Here is an 18,249-nt window from a genome sequence, read left to right on the forward strand (position 1 = left end):
CCTGCTTATTCTATATTCTTTGCTGATTTAAGCACATCCTCTCCCATTGTTATCCCATTTTCGTTGAAAGCATCAATTGTAAAATAATAGTCTTGCTTACTATTTAAACTTCTGATAGATAAGGAATCACAATCATATACCTGATAATTTAAATACAGCTTCTCTGGATTAGTTCCATAACGAATATTGTATCCTATGGCCTTTGGATTCTTATTCCATTTTAAATCCACAACACAACCGTCATCCGGATTTCTTTTTACGGTCAACTGATCCACAATGCCCGGTTTCTTTCCATTTCCAAAACCAAATACACGGAACCCTGAAATCGCAAATTTTCCATCAGGAACCTTATAATTAGTAATTCGTATGTATCTTCCATTTACAGATGAATCCAGTTCGATATAATCATGTGGAGCATCTTGAATGTTATTTGTTTTATCAATTAGAACAGTCCAGTTCTTTTTATCATTAGAGTATTCAATTAAATACTGATAATAAATATCTTGAGGCCGACCCAAAATCTTTGTATCAACATCGGCAAAATTTATTTGCAAGGCATGAACATCTTTCTCTTCCTCAAGATCTATCATTAGCCACTCTCCTTTTCTACCTGATAATGCACTCCATGAGGTTTTTATATTTTCATCTACACAGTTCTCTTTTTGATGGTCGTTAAATGATGAAGAAACTTCAACAGGCTTATTATAGGAAAGCAACATATATTGAGGCTGGTAATCCTTATAGCTATTCATTTTACCCTGAGGTTTAGCATGCGGATAATCTCCAAAACCAGTATAGGCGTAAAAACATCCATCTTCATCAAAAAAGGCAGGAAACATCCCTATTCTTCGTTCCAACCTGTGTTTTACGGCAACAGTCATGGTACCTGCATACCAGTAATTACCAAATTCATCGTTAAATACAGAACCATGGCCGGCTCCGGCAATAAAACCTTCCGGCTTATACGAAAACGGGTTGATTTCGGCAAGGTTAAATGGCCCTAGTGGGTTTTCGCTCACATACATCCCATCTCCATAGCTTTTAAATTGGGTTCCTGGTACTGAATAATGTAAATAATATTTGTTGTTATGCTTTGTTACAAAAGCACCTTCCACCCAGGCTCTTTTTTTTGTATCAGTGTTATAATCCCCGCGTCTCTCCCAACCATAATACTTCCTGTTCGATACAAGAAGATCTGCCTCTTCTCCTATTGGCTGTAACGATTCTCGATCCAACTCAATTCCTTTAATTGGGGTACGCGCAGACAAGCCATGATATAAGTACATTCGGCCATCTTCATCCCTGAAAATAGTTGGATCAAACGTTCTGGCATATATTGAATCGTTTTTAATATCCCATTTACCACTTATGGGATTAGAACTTTGATATATCTTTTGATTTAAGGCCATAAAATAAACAGTGTCGTTTATATTGATAGCCGTAGGGGCATATTCCTCAACAGGGAGGTCTTTTGTTTCGATCAATTCCCAATCGATCATATTATTTGAATGATAATATCCTCCTGATTTGGATAAGAACATAAAATAGTCGCCATTGTAGCAAACAACAGAAGGATCGGCGGCTTCACGCCTGGAGGGTTCATCTAGTTGAAAGCGATAGCTTAAATTAACCGGATTACAAAAAGTTTCATTTTTAAAGGAAGTAAACTTACATCCACTTAAAACCAATACAATAAATAATATTGAAGGCAAAAATATTTTCATAAGATAACAAGATTATAACAAAGAGATTTTTAAGGAAGGTAAAAGAGGTTGTCTCAAAAGATATTTTATGAATATAGCAACTAACAAATCGGTTATAACTGAGGCTTGATCCCCATCCCCACACCGGAGGTGTAGTACTTCCCCTTTTGCTTAGGCAAAAGGGGAAGAGTTATTCCCAAAACCCCTACAATTTGCAGGGTGCCAGATTAATATTATAATCTTTGAGACACCAAATTTAGTACAGTACTATTCTTCAACAACCCTTGATCCGGATGCATCGAACATATCCATCAAAGAACCCTCAACGCTATTGTCGTCTATTTTTTCAAGGAAAATATAAACATCATAACCTTGAGCTACCCAATAAGCAGTTACTGAATCATCTGTAACTTCAACACGGTTAAATTTTACTGCCGGAGTTTCTCCCGCTGCATCGCCCGAAGTTCCAATCATTTCGCCTTTTTCGTTTCTCTCAAAAGTTACCAGCATTTCACTATCTCCGTTCGGAGTACCTTCCACTAACAACTTCCATTTTCCAACAAAATAATCACCTTCCTTTTCGCCTGCCTGAGCTGTAAGTACAAACACAAACATGGTAATAATTGTAACTAAAATGCTAACTCTTTTCATAACCTGATTTTTTTAATTTGTTATTCTTGTTTTTAATAGATCGTTAGATAAAACTAATCGATGTACTATTGCTTAATTTCTAAAATTTAAAATTAACTGTCAACTCAAAAGTTCTTGGACGCAAAGCACTTGCCACAATCGGATGCCCAACATAATTCTGTGCAACTTCTTCCTTGGTAGTTTGTGCTGCCCCCTGTACTTCTCCTTTTATCCCTCTTTGATTCAAGAAATTCACAACCTGTAGTTTAATTGCAACATTGCGACTCATTGTATAATCCAATCCACCAAAGTTTTCCCACCAACCATTGTATTCAAATGCGTTGGTACGATTTCCATACTGCTTACCGAAGTAACGTAAGCTAAACCATGCTTTCATTTTTCTTTTCATGAAAGAATAGCTCGGATCAATTTCCATCAACACTTTAGATAATCCTGGATAAATCTTACCGTTGTAATCGTAACTTTCCACATCTTCTTCTCCACTAGTCGGATCAGAGAAACGTGTTGTAAATGCATAATCTTTATATTCCGGACTTTGAAGCGTCAAGAGAAAATGTATATTAAAATTCTTAAATGGAGAGGAAACAATATCAGTTGACCAACCAGTTGTTGACAGACCATAGAATAAAGGTCCCACATCCTGTTTTTGTGTTGGATCCTTTTTATAAGTAATCAACGAACCAGAGTCGTAAATCCCATTTTTCTCGATATGTGTAAGCTTTGAAACAATGTTCAACTTTTCACCCAAATTCAGGAAAATACCACCATCATAGTAAATAACATCTTGTCTGTATGACTTTGATTCGGTTGTTCTTGGATAAGGTTCGCCAGGTGCTGCAACAGGCACATTGTTTTCGTCTTTATATGCATAATCCCAGTAAGTGTCCATCCATGAGTTATAAGTAAAGCTACCTAACAATCCGAAATTCTTTGTCAATTTAACTACGGCATTTCCAAGACCCACATAATTCCAGTCATTCAATTCGCCATCCACATATCCACCTGCAGTAACTACTTCATTTCCTGAAACTGCAGTATAATGCCTGTCCTTTTTACTCAATCTTTCGATACGTCCGCCTAAACCTAAATCCAACCACGGTGCCGGGCTGAAATCGTCGGAAACATATAACGCTGTCTTATTGAACGAATCATCAGTCAGGCCGCCATAACCTCCTGCACCAGCCAGCAGACCGTTTTCTGAACTGGTAAGATCAAACGGATAGCCATAATAACTTCCCTGAACATAAAGTACACTCGGATTTGGTTCAACAGAGATAACATAAAGTCCTCCTAAAGATTCGTATTCTCTTTTATTATATTGGTTAGTAAGTCCCAGGCGCAAAGCATGGCCATTCGCTTTCTTTGTTAACTCTGCCCTGGTCATCCAGGTTGTAATGTCACTTTGAGGAATAAGCTGATTCGTAACCAACTGAGCATATTCTCCTTCATACTCCCTGTTTGAACCTAAATAATAGGCAGTGGTAGTTTGACCTAAGATTGATTGTTTATTATATATATTCGCACTGATTGGATAAGTAAGTCCTATAGGAGTATTCATTTTTTGGAACATTGTGCTATAGGTTAATTTCATTCCATTTTTGAACTTATGGTTCCCCGACAAATATAAATTGTGTGATTCTGAATGCCTGAACTTATCACTTCCTAAATCTGCATATCCGACTTCACCTGTGCGAGGATCTGTATAAGGTACAATCCCGCTGCCTACGATATACGAATCTGTTCCCGGATCAAAATTATCAAGGGCTTCTGTTTCCCCATCACCTAAATACATCAATGGAGCGTTGTTATTAAAAACGCTTTTTGAATCTACCATCTTATACATCAAGCGTACCGAACCTTTGGAGTATTTCTTTTCAATCAATGCTTTAAGCTGCGAAGTTTTTGATCCCCATGATGTAAACTGGTAATTAGTTCCATTGGTTTTGTTGTTGTGCTGGTATGCATTCAACATATAGCCCCAGCCCTTTTTACCAAGTGGACCAGTCAAAGTCACATCAAATTTTGATGATCCAAAATTGTCTGTAAATACAGAAGCATATCCACGAAACTTCCTGGACGCGCCCCTATCTTCAGACTTAACCGCAAAACCAACCTTACCCCAGGTAAGTGCACCCTCAGAGAAAGAAAGTAAGCCCATTGCTCCAAAACTATTACTCATACGCCAGGCATAAGTTGGAATGGTAGGCCAAAAATAAGCCACTACGGGTACATCATTTTCCAAAATAACAATATCTCCTCTGTAAGGCAGTCCAATATTCACTTCCCTCGGGCCGGTGTTGCTTTCAGCATTCAACATGACATTTCTATTGCCTTCTTCTTTAGAAGAAAACTTCTTCACTTTAATGCTATCATTCTCCTCCTGCCCAAATGAAGGTGCTGATATTAGTGTTGCAAACACAATACCCAATACAATAATTAGATTTTTTTTCATACTTACTACATTTTTTAAATCGCATTTCCCACTTGGAAATACAATCGTTTTTTGTTTAGTTTTTTTCACACTTTTTAAATTGTTATAGCAAAACTACATTGGGCAAATTCAAAAAGCTTTCTGCTCGCTAATTATGTATTAGATAGACCTCCCGGTAATGTATAAAGCACCGTCCACCTTTTCTATTTAATTACAGTACTGCTACTTATACCACTCGTAATATAAAAACAAAAAACGAAAAATACCCTTATCACCAAAGCAAAAAAATGTATACCAAACGCAAATCAGAAGAAAAACACCATGTGTGTATTTTTATTTTTTTAACTATTTAAAGGGGAAACACATCACTTTCCATAAAATCTGCATGATGAAAAACAAACAGGTTTATCCTCTTATCTCAGTAGGAAAACCTGGAGTTATTATGAAAAGACAAAATTGAAGAAAGCGTAAAGCATGAACGGCATTAAAAGTTTACTAACGAGATAAAAAGAGGGGAGTATTGTAGCTCTTGTAATGATAAAACTTTTGTTTTAAGAGCAGAAACCTTTAATATATATGTGTGTTTTTTACCAACACTTACCATATCACACCCCTCTTCTGGATAAACCGGAAGAGAATTAATATATAAGTATCGATATTATTAACTTCTTTTTTTTATCCCATATTCTGCTAATAAAAATTCTTGTTTAGTTACTAATCAGGCATTTTTATATTCTGTAGGAGTCATGCCTGTATGCTTTTTAAAAAAATTATAAAATGCAGACTTTGAATTAAAGCCACTTTCGTAGGCTATTGCCACAAATGACCAGGCCTGATGTTCTGGTGACTTAATTAAATTCTTTGCACACTCAACCCTGTACTCATTAATAAAGTTGTAAAAATTCTTTTGGATATTTTCGTTGAGTACCTGGGTAATATAATGTTTAGGTATACCTGTTTGTGAAGACAGTTTAGATACAGTCAATTCATTATCCTTCCAAATTTGCGAATGGTTCATAAAATCAATTAACTTATCCATATAATCTTTTGCCTGATTTTCTTTTAAGGACGAAGTCTGGTACTTTCCTGATGCACTATCATTTGTACCCGCAGATTTATTTAACCGGATAGGTTCAATATCCACATTCAATTGATTTTGCCTGTACCCCCAAACACTAATAACATAAACCAAAGTTAATAAAGCACCGCTTCTAAACAATTCTATATGTGCAATAAAGGAAGATGTATGAAATGCACTAATTAATATTATAAAATTATATATTACCAGTGTAATCACAATCACAGCTAACAGCCAGGTGAGGCTAATTTTATCTGATTCATAAGAGTAGGTACTGGAAATCTGCTTTTGATATCGAAATATGATATTTAACGATAAAACTGCATATATCCACAAACTGAAAATAAAAGACCAACCTATAATCTTCCTCAATTGTAGATGTGAATAAAAATAATCTGTCAATGATTCTAAGTCTTTATACTCACTATTATAGTAGTGAAATAATACAATAAAAAATACGATAACTGCTGGACTAAACAAAAACAAATCTGATTTTGAGAAGCGCTCATATTCTTTTATAACATATTTCGAATATAGATAAAACAATGGATGCCATGTTAAGGAAATCATGATGGAAACAGGCCAAAGATCAATCTCTATTGAATAATGCTGCTTAAAAACATTAAGTGCAAACATACTTGCCATTACAAACAACCATGCGCTCAATATTTTATCTGAAATACTTGAAGGCCGTTTTAGTAATACGATTAATCCTGCAAATAAGGAGTGCGCCAATCCAATATGTATAAATGCCAGTTCCATACTAAATAAAATATAGGTCTAATAATCATGTCCTTGAAATATGCTTTTACAAAAGCTTCAAGGAACAATAAAAATTTAGCTAATTGAGTTCAAACTAAACCACTACGGATAATATTAACATTCATAAACACTTTTTGATGTAAACTATCCATATAATTTATTGAACAAATATATCACTTTTTTGCTATGTTGGCTCTTTCGTGCTAAAGCTAAATATTCACAACCATCACAACCAACAAACCTACAACACTCTTTTTCTGCCCCTTACACAATCAGGAATATTGCCAATACATTAAAAGGATGTCCTTTTAAACTTCTAATAATTAGATAAACACTTTTAATATTCTACATACATAAATTTACACAGTTTATACATTATAGATCATTTAATAATACATTTTAACATATAGGTACAATAACTAAAACAAAAGAAATGACCATACGAAGCACGTATTTATTATCGATTCTTTTTATGATCAATATATTTTCCACTAATGCACAGGAAAAATATATTATGAATCTAAAGCAAATGTTGGAATTTGCCGAGCAAAACAATTATGAAATCAGAAGCGCCGAAATTGAAAAGCTGAAAAGTGAGCAATTGATAAAGGATGTCAGGGGGAACGGACTTCCAAAAATAGAATCTTCTTTAGAATATAAAGATTACGTTAAAAAGGCCACTATGATCCTACCAGGTGCTCTTACCGGTGTACCCGGGGCTCCTGATATTGTTGCGCAATTTGGAAAAAAATACAATCTGGATGCAGGGGTTCAGGCATCGCAGCTACTTTTTTCACTCGGATATATCAGGGGGGTACAAATTGCTAAAAAAGCAAGCGAAATTAAAAGCCTGCAAAAGGACAAAGCTAAAATTGAGGTCATTCAATTGTTGGCGACAGAATATTATAATTTAATGGCTATCTATAAAAACCTTGAAATTATAGATAACAATTTAAAATCACTGGAACAAACCCGAAAGAGAACTAAAAACCTGGTAGACGGAGGATTAGCTTTACATACTGATTTAAACCGGATTGAGGTAAATTATGCCAGTCTTCAATCTCAAAGGGAACAGATAATAGCAGGCATTGATGTGCAGACCAACAACCTAAAATACATTATTGGATTAGATACACAAACGGAATTACTTGTTGATACAAGCAACATTTCAAATTTGTTTTCATACCAACCATCAAATCTTCCAATACGAAAAAAGGAAGAATTAAATTTTGAAAACCTAAATGAAATTAAACTTATCAATCAAAATATTGAATTAAATAAACTACAAATAAAACAAGCCAAATCTCAGGTAACTCCAACATTAGCAGCATTTGCCAGTCATACCTATCAGGCACAACGCGATGAATTTAACTTTACAAACCCCGATAAAGACTGGTTTAAAGTATCTGTAGTAGGATTTAACGCTACGATACCAATACTGTCAGGTTTTTCGAACCGGGCTAAAATAAAAACTGCTAAACTCGAATTGCAAAACTCACAAATATTGAAAGATCAGTCTTATTCCGGACTCGAAATTCAATACCTGAATGCCTTGATGCAATATAATACATGCATTAAAAACTGCCTTGTACAACAAAAAAGCATTGAACTCGCTAAAGATGTTAAAAACCAGACAGAGCTGAAATATAACCAGGGACTATCAACCTTAACTGACCTTTTAATAGCAGAACAGGAATTAAGAAGTGCTGAAGTAAACTACGTAAAAAACTGTATTTCTATGAATCAGGCAGAAGTTGACCTGTTAAAATCACAAGGAACTCTGGAGTTCCACGATTTTAAATAAGAGGGAGCGATACTTGAACTACATACCATCTATATATGAATTTTAAAAACAATAGTAATGAAAAAAATAATTAGGACCTCTACTTCCATTACAATCATAGCTGTAATTTGTTTGCTTATATTTTTGCAACTAAAAGGGAATAAGGAAAACAATCAAAACATCACCGAGTTAGCAAACATCAAAGGGCAACACTACCCTGTAAAAATCATTACAGCAAAACCTTCAATGTTTGCCTCATCAATAAACACGAATGGTTTTCTGCAATCTTATACTGATTTAAATCTGGTGGCCGAAACCAACGGTAGAATTGTTAAGATTTACAAGAGAAAAGGGGAACATATTCAAGTTGGCGATACCATAGCCAAAGTTGACGATGAAATGCTTAGAGCGCAACTAAATGCCACCAAGGCAAGCTACGACCAATTACACAAGGAGGTTGAACGCTTTACAAAATTAGCAAATCAAAATGCTGTTACCAGTCAACAGTTAGATGAAATCAAGCTCAATTACGAAACCACAAAAGCACAATATATTTCAGCTAAAAAACAATTGAACAACACCTGTATTACATCTCCTGTAGATGGATATATTGAACAGGATTTTATTGAAATCGGTCAGTTTGTTGGCAACGGAAGTGTTGTGTGTAATATTATCGATTCAAAAAACTTAAAACTGCAGATTGAGATAGCTGAAGAGAATTATAAAAATATAGGGAAAGGTATGGAAGTAGAAATAAGCACCTCTACATTTCCGGACAGGGACTTTACCGGAACCATTTCTTACATTGGTAAAAAGGCAGGTTATGGAAATAGCTTTAATGCTGAAGTTAAAATCAATAACAACAACGAGGGATTGCTAAAAGCAGGTATGTATGTAACTGCAAAAATTGAGATAACCGGCAACACAGAGGAATACTACATCCCAAGAAAAGCAATATCCGGTTCTCTAAAAGATGCTTCTATTTATTTGATAGTGGATAACAAAGCTGTTTTATCAAATGTTACAACCGGTAAAGTAATTAACGACCAGGTTCAAATCATCAATGGCTTAAAATCTGGCGATAAAGTGGTTATTGAGGGTAATTATAGCATTTACAACAATGCCAATGTGAAAATTCTGAACTAGTATCACTTTGACTATAAACTCACCTAAAAAAACAGATAAAACTATCATGATTAAGTATTAAACACACAGGAGGATGATTAAAAAGAAAAACTCTGCGTCTCAGCATCTCGGTGTTCGTAGTCTATCATCTCTTATCCATCAGACTCTTGTATAATTTTAAACACATGAAAATTGTAAGCACATCCATAAAACGAGGCACAGTACCTATTGTACTGTTTACCATCCTGATTTTGCTGGGATTGTTTTCTGCCTCAAAAATTAAATACGCACTTATACCGGAAATATCTTCTCCTACTGTAATGGTCTCGACTATTTACCCGGGAGCTAGCCCTAAAGAAGTTGAGCAATCGGTCACTGTTCCCATTGAGGATGCAGTTTCCTCTCTTGAAGGGATTGAAGAAATGACATCTTCTTCCATCGAAAATCTTTCCGTTGTTACCTTATCGTTAGATTTTGATGCCGACGTAAATATCGCAGTGCAGGAAGTAACCCAAAAAGTGAATAGCATTGTCAGCACATTGCCAAAAGAAATTAAGGCTCCTTCGGTTGAAAAGTTTGATTTAAGCTCATTGCCCATCTTTATTGCCGGGGTAAACTCTTCTCTTTCCGACAGTAAGTTTTTTCAGTTTGTTGACGACAGAATCAAACCTGATTTAGCCAGTATACAAGGAGTAGCTACTGTAAACCTGGTGGGAGGTGTAGAAAGGGAAATCAAAATCATGATTGATCCTTTAAAACTTAAGGCCAATAAGCTCAACCTGCTTAATGTGACTCAAATGATTCAATATGCAAACCTTGAGCTACCAACTGGGAAATTACAAACCCCAACAAATGAAATGACCGTACGTCTCTCGGGTAAAATCAGGACTATTGATCAGCTTAAGAATATTATTGTAGGAGCCAATAAAACCGGTTCGATACTACGTTTAGGTGATATTGCAGATATTTATGATGGTATTGCCGACCAGGAAAAAATAACGCGTTTAAATGGCCTTGAAACAATTGGTATTGAAATCAGTAAGCAAAAAGATGCCAACTCGGTAGAAGTAATACGACTGATCCGTCAGAAATTTAAAGAACTGGAGGCTCAATACACCGAAGAAAACATCAAATTCACAATAGCTGAAGACCAATCTCAATTTACCATCCAGGCTGCAACTGCAGTAGAACATGATTTAATCATGGCCATTATCCTGGTATCCGTAATTATGGTGTTGTTTTTACATAGTCTGCGGAATTCTATCTTCGTTCTTGTTGCCATACCAACCTCGCTAATCTCGACATTTACCGCCATGTATTTGCTTGATTTTTCTTTCGACCTCATCAGTTTAACTTCATTATCGCTGGTTGTGGGTTCGCTGGTTGATGATGCCATTGTTGTGATTGAAAATATTTACAGGCATATGGAAATGGGCAAAAATAAAGTCCAGGCATCATACGATGGTCTTAAAGAATTAGGGATGACCGTAACTGCTATTACTCTTGTACTGGTAGCGGTATTCCTGCCTATTGCATTTGTAACCGGAGTGGTTGGAGATATACTTAGGGAGTATGCTGTTACAATCGTTATTTCAATGTTGTTCAGTTTACTGGTTTCCTTTACTTTAGTTCCCTGGATGACCTCAAAGTGGGCCAAATTATCCACTCCTAAAAACAAAGCAATCAGTAGTTTCCTAAATGGGTTCGAAAAATCGATCAATGCAGTAAATAAAAACATTGTTTCAGCAATGCACTGGTCGTTAAAGCACAAAACGGTCACTTTGCTGGCTACTGCCATACTGTTTTTTGGTACTTTTATGTTATTCCCTGCTGGTTTTATCGGAGGTGAATTCGCTTCTTCCGGAGACCGTGGTGTATTTATGTTACGACTTGAGTATGCGCACGACGTAAGCCTGCAGGAGAACAATAACAAAACAAGGGAAATTGAGCAATATTTACTTAATCAACCTGAGATAGACATGGTATATGCTACCGTGGGAAAAAGATCAGGTATGATTAGTACAACTTCAACTCCATATTATAGTGATATCAACGTTTATCTGGTTCCCAAAGACAAACGTGCACAATCAACTAATGTGTATGCAAGGAAGATAAAGGCACATCTGGAAGAAACCACTATAGGTGCAAAAATAAAAGCCGTTTCTGTAAATATTATGGGTAGTGAGGATGTTCCGTTAAGTTATTTTATTGTAGGGTATAATATGGACAGTGTAATGCACTATGCTCACCAGGTAAAAGATTGCCTATCTTCTGTAGAAGGAACTTTGGAAACAGAACTCAGTGTTGACAAAAACAATCCTGAATATGTGATTGATGTTGACAGGGACAAGATGACAAAACTAGGCCTGGATCTTGCTTCTGTTGCCGGAATACTCAGAACTTCCTTTGCAGGCAACACCGACAACAAATTTAGGGATGCTACCAAAGAATATGATATCAATATCCAGTTGAACGAGGCAGATAGAAGAACAAAGGAGGATTTAGCTGATATCTCCTTCCCTTCGATGGCAACTAACGAATTGATCAAACTGTCACAGTTCGCTCAGATACACGAGGGGGTTGCTCCTTCAAATTTAGAGAGATACAACAGAAGCCCTTCAACTAAGTTGACAAGCCAGATTATTGGTGCATCACAGGCTTCGGTTCAAACTTCTTTTGAAGAGAAATTAAAAGAAATAAAAGCACCTGCAGGAACAAAGGTGACAACATCCAAGCAAACAAGAATGATGGCAGAGTCTTTTATTTCATTAGGATTAGCATTGTTGGCTGCTATTATTTCTGTTTATCTGATTATGGTCGTTTTATACGATAGCTGGGCAGACCCTTTTGTAGTGATGTTTTCCATTCCTTTGTCGATTATAGGTGCCATATGGGCATTGGCTCTTGCTAACCAAAATTTAAATATATTCTCTATCCTGGGTATAGTTATGTTGGTTGGCCTCGTTGCTAAAAACGCTATTCTTATTGTGGATTTTGCAAACGAACTGCTTAATGAAGGTAAATCATTAGTTCAGGCAATTGAAACCGCGGTAGAACTTCGCTTTCGCCCAATTTTGATGACGAATATTTCCATGATCATCGGACTTTTCCCATTGGCCTTTTCTCAAAGTGAAGGTGCAGAATGGAAAAATGGTATTGGTTGGACATTAATAGGAGGATTAACGGTTTCCATGTTCCTATCCATGATTATAGTACCCATCGTATTTTATTTAATCAAAAGAGTACAGCAAAAATGGGGACTTAGCTCTCATAGTAAAATAGATTTTAAAGAATAACTTTCGTAATATTAATCCAAATAATAAAGAGGGCTGCAAACAATGGTTTCAGCCCTCTTTTTGTACCTGTTCCTATTTATCTAATTCTTCATTTCCCTTTTATAAACTTTTCAATTAGAAGATGTATGGAGTTACCAGATAAAATCTATTGCTGAAATAAAATAATAATTGTAATTTTACAACTATAGAATTATATAATTACATTTATGGGTGCAAAAATAATTTCTAATGATTCTAACAAATTAGTTTCTAATCAATCACGCAAGGCAAATATTTCAAAGAGGGTGCAACAAGATTATACTATATCAAAATTTTCGCCTGCATGGGTTGTTCTTCATGCCAAAGACGCTCCTGGCTTCAAATTAGAACTTATTGATCGTATTCGAGATGGAGTTAAGAAAGCTGATTGGAAACAGTTAATAAAAAAAATAGGAGCCACAGAAAAAGAATTTGAAAATATCTTACCAACCTCTATAAGCAGTATGCAAAAAAAGTCCGTATACGGTAAAGAAACTTCTGAAAGGATTTATGAATTGGCCAGGTTATTCGGACTTGGATATAAAGTATTCGACTCTCATACTGATTTCAGAAATTGGCTTATGACACCATCCAGAGCATTAGGCAAAAAAAAACCTTTTGAACTACTCGATAGTAGTTTTGGATTTGAATTAGTAGAAAATGAAATCATTAGAATTCAATATAACGTATATGGCTAATGTTTGTTTATAGAGTTGCGAATACGAAATATCGAGAATTTACATTAATTGGTATTGGAGCTGAAAAAGTTGGAGGACGATGGAATGAGATTGGCACACGGGCGGTATATTGTTCTGAAAATATATCATTAGCATTACTGGAATACTATGTTCACTCTGAAAATATTGCTTACTTACCAAAAGAGATTCTAGTTGCAAAAATTGAATTTCCGGATAACTTTATTATTGAGGAAATTAAAGAACTGCCTGAGAGATGGAATCAGTACCCTTATTCATCAAAAACAACGATGCTTTTCACTCAATTGGCAAAAAATAGAGATTTTTTTGCACTGAAGGTTCCTTCAACAATTGTAAGTTTAGAATCTAACTATATATTAAATCCCCTGTATAAGGAATTTGGCAAAGTTGAGATTATCGATTTTATAAAATTACCTATTGATGAGCGTTTAAAATCAAGCACCCACGAATAAAATTCTATTAACTTAAAAAGGAGGCATTCACCTCCTTCTATGTTTAGTTATTTGCGTCATTTAATGTTTTCCTGTTTCCACCTTTATCGCAAAGGAAGCAAACGCCAAATACAGTGCTCCAACCAGGATAATGATGATGCCACCTAGCTGCGACCCCATCAGGTCCGACAATATCCCCATCAAAAATGGCAGAACGGCACCTCCAAACACGCCCGTGATCATCAGTCCCGAAATCTCATTCCCTTTATCCGGGCGGGCCTGTATGCCCATACTGTATATGATGGAAAAGATGTTGGCTATGGTAAAGCCGATAACCCCATAGAGTATAAAAATTGGGAGCTTCCCGTTTGTAAAGGTGAGCAATACCAATGCCACGACTGCAATAATGATATTAATCCGGAAAAACTTCTTAGAGGAGTATTTTGCAAGGATAATGGCTCCTAAAAAGGCACCAAGGGTACGCAAGGCAAAATATACGCTTGGCCCATAACCTGCCTGTATGGAACCCAGGCCACAGCGCTCCATCAAAATCTTGGGCGCCGCGGTATTCATCCCCACATCTACCCCAACAACAAACACGATACCCAGGAATAACAAGAATATGGTTTTATCTTTTAATATCCCGAACACGCTTGCAAAAGTCCCTGAATTTCCTTTTACTGGTTCTTCTTCAATTTTTGTAACCATTAACCAAAGTGTGGAAACCAGGGTTATTACTGCATAAATGGGGAAAATATATTGCCAGTTGTTTAGCTGGGCAGCGGCAAATGCAGCAATAAAAGGCGCACTAAACGATGAAATAGCCTTTACAAACTGCCCTGCCGTCAGGCTGCTGGTGAGCTTATCGCCTTGTACCACATTGGTAAGCAACGGGTTTAGGGATACCTGCAGGATCGTGTTGGCGATCCCCAATAAAGCAAAGGCTACCAACGACATAATAAAGGAATACTCTATCAAGGGAATAAACATAGCTATTATGGTAATCACATTGCTTAACACCACCGTTTTCTTCCTTCCTATTTTGTTCATCAACATCCCGGTGGGGACAGAGAATATCAGAAACATGGAGAACAGTGCAACCGGGATCAGGTTGGACAATGTATCCCTGAAATCAGGACTATAACTTCCCAATAAATCTTCTTTTACATGTGATGCCGTAATCCCTACCACATCACAAAATCCCATTACAAAGAAACCGAACAATACGGGCAATACCTTTGTAATACTTGTGTTATTGTTTTGCATATAAAATACTATTATTTTTTACAAAAGTATGTAGCAATGAAGACTATTTAACCTGTGCCTTTAAACTGCCATTCATTTACTACATACTACTTTATAAACCCCGTTTTATTTTACTGGCTCAATTTTAATCGCAACACCTCCTGAGGGCTGCAGACTATACTTCAACTCCTTTTTAGAATCCACCTTATGTGTCTCTATACCAACATTGGTCCGGGTATCCAACTTTGGATCGTCATAATATATGGTTGCCTGATATTTTCGTCCCCCATCCAAAAATGATAAGGGAACAACAACCTCACGAGCATCATTATTTGTAATAGCCCCAACAAACCACGCGTCTCCCGATTTACGGGCAACGGTTATATGTTCGCCTATTTCCCCACTTATTACTTTTGTATCGTCCCAAACCGTGGGTACAGCGTCGAAAAAGGCGATTTCTTTTTCGCCACGGTAAAATGAAGGTTTATCATACCAATAAAGGAACTGGATTGGGCTGTAATATACTACCGACAAGGCCAGCTGGTGTGCATGTGTGGTTTTGATACGGTTGTTATAATAGCAAATGGTGTAATCACCTGCCCCTGCCAAAAAACGTGTAAACGGCAAGGTCGTGTTATGGGTGGCGTCCGGCATTTCCTCATTGCCCCTGATGCCTTCCTGAGTCATCAGGTTGGGATAGGTACGGCTAAACCCCGTTGGGCGGTATTCGTCATGGATATCCACCAGCAACTGGTATTCAGCGGCTTTTTTCACTGCCTCATGCATCCAGGTTGTCCAGCGGTTGGAACCGATCTGAACAAAACCGAACTTAACCCCTTTTATCCCCCACTTCCGGCACTGGGAAAACACTTTATCCAGATTGCCATAAAGTGCACGTTGGTTGATATACACAAAGATACCTATCCCCTTTGAGGCACCATAGTTTACGATTTGCTGCATGTCAATATCCCGATCTCCAGAAATAGTGGTTGCATCACTTGCCACCTTCATCTCCGGACCGTACCAGCCGGCATCCAGGTGCACATACTGAAGGTTTCTTTCTGCGGCAAAATCAATGCATTCCCTGGCATCTTTTGTTGTCAGGTTCGACCGGATCACCTTTCCCGGCTTTATCCATGAGACATCCTCAATTTGGTTCGGGGCATTAAGGTTTAAAACCATATCATTGTTTTCCAATAAGCCACCGGGTGTTTCTGCCACCATTATTACGCGCCATGGGGTTGAATAAGGTGTAATCACATCCACTTTGTCATACATGGATAAATCGATGGTATTGGCCTTGTTATCATTCAACTTAAACTTACCCCGGCTATAGTCTACCATTTGTGCTTCCAGCAAAGCCACCCTTAACCCATTCTCCAGGTTCAAGGTCAGGGGACGTTCACATTCGTCGGGCCAGTTTTTCAAGGGCAGGTAATGGTATTCGCCCTGCGCCCACCTTTCGTAGAATGCCATGGTGCCTTCGGGCATGGTAAACTGGGTTTGTTCTCCTTCTATGTGCAGGAACAGACCGTTTGATGTTTCAGGGAAATGGTAACGGAACGCTACCCCCTGGTTATAAACCCTCACTACCAAATCCATCTGGTAGCTGCGGCGCTTATCGTAGCTGGTACCGGCATGTCCTTCAACCATCATTCCGGCGTCGTCAAACTTTGAAAAATGGAGTACCAGCTCATTGTATTTGTTTTGAACCTGGTTGCGTTCACCATATATGGGTTTCCAGGTTTTATCCATAGAGTTTCTGTCAACCGATTTCAGTTGCAGGTTTTCGCACCACTGATGGCTTGGGTCGTTTTCGATACCCAGAGCCGATTCAAAAAGGTTGTTCTCGATCAACACCCCAAGCTCTGACTCCAGCACAACAGGCTTTCCCTTAAAATCGAGGTGGTAGTACATCTGTGTTTTACCCTTGCCTGTTTCTTTTTGGTAAAACTGGAAAGCCATTTTGCCATCTGGAGAAAAGACTGTATGCCCAGTTCCTTTAATTGTTTTACCTGCCGATTCGCTTCCACAACTAATGCCGGCATGTCCTTTTAATAGTGCATTATAGCGTACAATAATGTTTTTTGCAGGTTTGTTCACCCGAATACCATCATAAGAACGACCGGACTTGATGGCGATACAGTCATCCCCCACACGCACCGTGTTGTATTCAATTAAAACCTCTTCGCTGGAACTGGGGTCAATACCATCACTTCGGGGAACATCAAGTGCTGTGATATTGCAACCCCGAATAACTACATTGTGGCAATATATGGGTACGATATTCCAAAAAATGGTGTGATTTAAGGTTAATCCTTCAATAAATACATTCTGGCAATTGATAGGGGAAATAAACATTGGCGGTAAAACCTGATTATTTTCCCTTCCTTTTAGATATCTATCAGAGACAGGTTGCTCCTGATTAAGTTCATTTTCTACAATAATTGAAGGGTCAATATTCTTCTTAATGCTTCCATCATATGGGCCAATGAGTGTCCCTTTTCCGGTAAGGGCGATATTTTTTGCTCCATTGGCATAAATACAAGCTCCATTACCCATTATTTCGATTCCCTCAAAACGTGTAAAAACGGCGGGATGGAAATCTTCATATTCTCCACTGAATTTTAAAATGGCACCGTCTTCAAAATGCAGGTTAATGTTGCTTTTTAATTCAATCCTTCCAGTAAACCATTTACCTTCCGGAACAACAATTACACCACCTCCTTTTAAGCTAAGTGTATTAATCGTCTCTTGAATAATAGGGGTATTCTTCTCATTTGGATTTAAATAAAGAGAAATAGTATCTGCAGGAAATGCAGGTCTCGAAAATTGAATAGTCTTAAAAGGCGCATTGACTTTTGCTATCTCATCAGGCATTACATCTGCTCCAACTTCATCTTTAGTGGGAATATGTATTTCTTTATTCTGAGAAGTATCTTTAATTGGCGTACATGAAATTGCAGCAACTAATAACGATGAAAGAAAAATATAATATCTATAAAACATC

The 18,249-nt window shown here is 37.2% G+C and carries 11 protein-coding genes; 5 read left to right on the forward strand and 6 right to left on the reverse strand.

The window, feature by feature from the left end; genetic code table 11:
* Positions 1-5 precede the first annotated feature (5 nt).
* The 4 genes from OM074_RS17070 to OM074_RS17085 form a co-directional block, all read right to left on the reverse strand.
* Positions 6-1,724 (reverse strand): family 43 glycosylhydrolase, encoded by a 1,719-nt coding sequence (locus tag OM074_RS17070; RefSeq protein WP_301201683.1) that lies wholly within the window; start codon positions 1,722-1,724, stop codon positions 6-8.
* 246 nt (positions 1,725-1,970) lie between these two features.
* Complete coding sequence (locus OM074_RS17075; protein ID WP_301201685.1) at positions 1,971-2,354, reverse strand: hypothetical protein; 384 nt, start codon at positions 2,352-2,354, stop codon at positions 1,971-1,973.
* 79 nt (positions 2,355-2,433) lie between these two features.
* The gene (locus OM074_RS17080) at positions 2,434-4,806 is read right to left on the reverse strand and encodes a TonB-dependent receptor (protein ID WP_301201687.1); all 2,373 of its coding nucleotides are present in this window, start codon (positions 4,804-4,806) and stop codon (positions 2,434-2,436) included.
* A 697-nt stretch (positions 4,807-5,503) separates the two neighbouring features.
* On the reverse strand, positions 5,504-6,625 hold the full coding sequence (locus OM074_RS17085; RefSeq protein WP_301201689.1) for a helix-turn-helix domain-containing protein: 1,122 nt from the start codon (positions 6,623-6,625) through the stop codon (positions 5,504-5,506).
* A gap of 472 nt (positions 6,626-7,097) precedes the next feature.
* On the opposite strand from OM074_RS17085, the gene OM074_RS17090 reads away from it, so the two are divergent.
* The 5 genes from OM074_RS17090 (at position 7,098) to OM074_RS17110 (ending at position 14,015) form a co-directional block, all read left to right on the forward strand.
* Positions 7,098-8,429, forward strand: a complete 1,332-nt coding sequence (locus OM074_RS17090) for a TolC family protein (RefSeq protein ID WP_301201691.1) — start codon at positions 7,098-7,100, stop codon at positions 8,427-8,429.
* A gap of 57 nt (positions 8,430-8,486) precedes the next feature.
* On the forward strand, positions 8,487-9,554 hold the full coding sequence (locus tag OM074_RS17095) for an efflux RND transporter periplasmic adaptor subunit (protein WP_301201693.1): 1,068 nt from the start codon (positions 8,487-8,489) through the stop codon (positions 9,552-9,554).
* Positions 9,555-9,718: 164 nt separating this feature from the next.
* Positions 9,719-12,829 carry an efflux RND transporter permease subunit gene (locus OM074_RS17100; RefSeq protein ID WP_301201695.1) on the forward strand — a complete coding sequence of 1,037 codons (3,111 nt, stop codon included), beginning with the start codon at positions 9,719-9,721 and terminating at the stop codon, positions 12,827-12,829.
* 206 nt (positions 12,830-13,035) lie between these two features.
* Positions 13,036-13,545 carry an Xre family toxin-antitoxin system antitoxin gene (locus OM074_RS17105; protein ID WP_301201698.1) on the forward strand — a complete coding sequence of 170 codons (510 nt, stop codon included), beginning with the start codon at positions 13,036-13,038 and terminating at the stop codon, positions 13,543-13,545.
* Positions 13,545-14,015 carry an RES family NAD+ phosphorylase gene (locus OM074_RS17110; RefSeq protein WP_301201700.1) on the forward strand — a complete coding sequence of 157 codons (471 nt, stop codon included), beginning with the start codon at positions 13,545-13,547 and terminating at the stop codon, positions 14,013-14,015. Before OM074_RS17105 ends, OM074_RS17110 begins: the two co-directional genes overlap by 1 nt.
* 60 nt (positions 14,016-14,075) lie before the next feature.
* Here OM074_RS17110 and OM074_RS17115 read toward each other — a convergent pair whose 3' ends face one another.
* Together OM074_RS17115 and OM074_RS17120 are read right to left on the reverse strand one after the other, a co-directional pair.
* A complete protein-coding gene (locus OM074_RS17115) occupies positions 14,076-15,260 on the reverse strand; it encodes an MFS transporter (RefSeq protein ID WP_301201702.1) in 1,185 nt (394 codons plus the stop codon).
* Positions 15,261-15,365: 105 nt separating this feature from the next.
* Positions 15,366-18,248 (reverse strand): glycoside hydrolase family 97 N-terminal domain-containing protein, encoded by a 2,883-nt coding sequence (locus OM074_RS17120; protein WP_301201705.1) that lies wholly within the window; start codon positions 18,246-18,248, stop codon positions 15,366-15,368.
* Between the last annotated feature and the right edge of the window lies 1 nt (position 18,249).

The organism is Plebeiibacterium marinum (assembly GCF_026013615.1).
Taxonomy (GTDB): domain Bacteria; phylum Bacteroidota; class Bacteroidia; order Bacteroidales; family Marinilabiliaceae; genus Saccharicrinis; species Saccharicrinis marinus_A.